The organism is Paenarthrobacter sp. 10L420 (genome assembly GCF_056395385.1).
Genome location: NZ_JBFTJK010000054.1, coordinates 1 through 1,700 on the forward strand (window position 1 = coordinate 1; position 1,700 = coordinate 1,700).

1 protein-coding gene is annotated in these 1,700 nt (G+C 58.2%); it reads left to right on the forward strand.

Annotated features, from left to right (window positions below):
* Window positions 1-147 precede the first annotated feature (147 nt).
* The coding region (locus AC1DD5_RS25610; protein ID WP_477516772.1) for a choline dehydrogenase at window positions 148-1,700 on the forward strand (1,553 nt) is incomplete at its 3' end.

Here is a 1,700-nt window from a genome sequence, read left to right on the forward strand (position 1 = left end):
ATGTCATGGCTCACAAGTTGCCATGCTGCACTTCGTAATCTTCCCTAGCCCATCCCGTTGGCATCTGGGGAAAGATAATCGTAAGGCCATGGCTTTGCGTCGGATGACGCCGCTCGAGAATGCCATTTACCAAGTGAGGACAAAACAGTGAAGCTTGACGCTTATGACTACATCATTGTTGGGGGAGGTTCGGCAGGTTGTGTCCTCGCGAACCGTTTGAGCGAGGATCCGCAAAATCGGGTGTTGGTTCTTGAGGCTGGTCATAGGTATTCCTTGTTTGATGTGCCGGTGCGGGTGCCTGCGGCTTTCCTCTTCCTCATGGGCCACCCTTTCTATGACTGGCGTACCAAGTCGGAGCCTGAGACTGGGCTTAAGGGTCGTCGAATTGACCATTATCACGGCAGGGTCATGGGGGGAAGCAGTTCGATTAATGGGATGTTTTATCAGCGCGCCAATCCGCTCGTCTACGAGCGCTGGGCCCGGGAGACCGGGGCCGAGGAATGGGACTACGCTCACGTTCTTCCGTACTTTAAGCGGATTGAGTCGTTCAAGGGATCGGATCCAACGGGTGAGTACCGAGGTCGGTCTGGACCTATTCCGGTTAATCAGCATCATCACAAGGGTTCGCGGAACCCGTTGTTTGGTGCGCTCTTTGAAGCGGCCGAGCAATCGGGCTACGAACTCGTCAACAACGTCAACGGCTACCGCCAAGAGGGCTTCTCCTCGTTCGACTCAAACATTGAGAACGGCGAACGCTACAACGCCGCGCGCACGTATTTTGCCCCGGTGAAGAAGCGGAAGAACCTCGACGTCATCACCGGTGCGCGGGCAACGCGGGTGGTCTTTGAGGGGACTCGCGCGGTCGGCGTCGAGTTTGCCACCCGGTTTCGGAAGCGGAGCATCGCGAGAGGCGCTGAAGTTATTTTGAGCGGCGGCGCATATAACTCGCCGCAGCTGCTGCAGCTTTCGGGTGTCGGTAACGCCGCTGAGCTGAGGGAGCACGGCATCGATGTTGTCGCCGATCTGCCGGGCGTCGGTGAGAACCTGCAGGATCACCTTGAAGCGTTCATCATGTTTGAGTGTAAGCAGCCGGTCTCCAACCAGAGCATCGTCAAAAAGTACACTTACCCGATGACTGGGCTGAAGTGGTTGTTCAATAGGACCGGGCCGGGTGCGTCGAATCACTTCGAGGGCGGCGGTTTCGTCCGCTCGTTCGATGACGCCCCGATGCCGAATCTGATGCTGACCATGCTCACGCTCGGGGTGCGGAACGATGGCACTCCTGCCGAGACGCCTCACGCGTATCAGATCAACCTCGGTCCGCAGCAGCCACAATCCAAGGGGCACATCAAGTTGCGGAACAGTGATCCGTTCGAGCAACCCGTTGCGACGTTCAATTATCTGTCTACCGAGCGTGATCGCCAGGAATGGATTGACGGTGTTCGCACTACGCGGGCGCTCATGAATCAGCCCGCTTTCGCAGCATTCAACGGCGGTGAGCTCTCGCCCGGCCCGGAAGTCCAGACGGACGAGGAGATCCTCGACTGGGTCTCCCAGGACGCCGAGACCACCTATCACCCCTGCGGGACCTGCAAGATGGGCAACGATGACCAGTCCGTCGTCGATCCCCACAGCTTCCGGGTGCACGGCGTTGAGGGCCTTCGAGTCGTCGATGCGTCGGTGATGCCTTCCATCCCGAA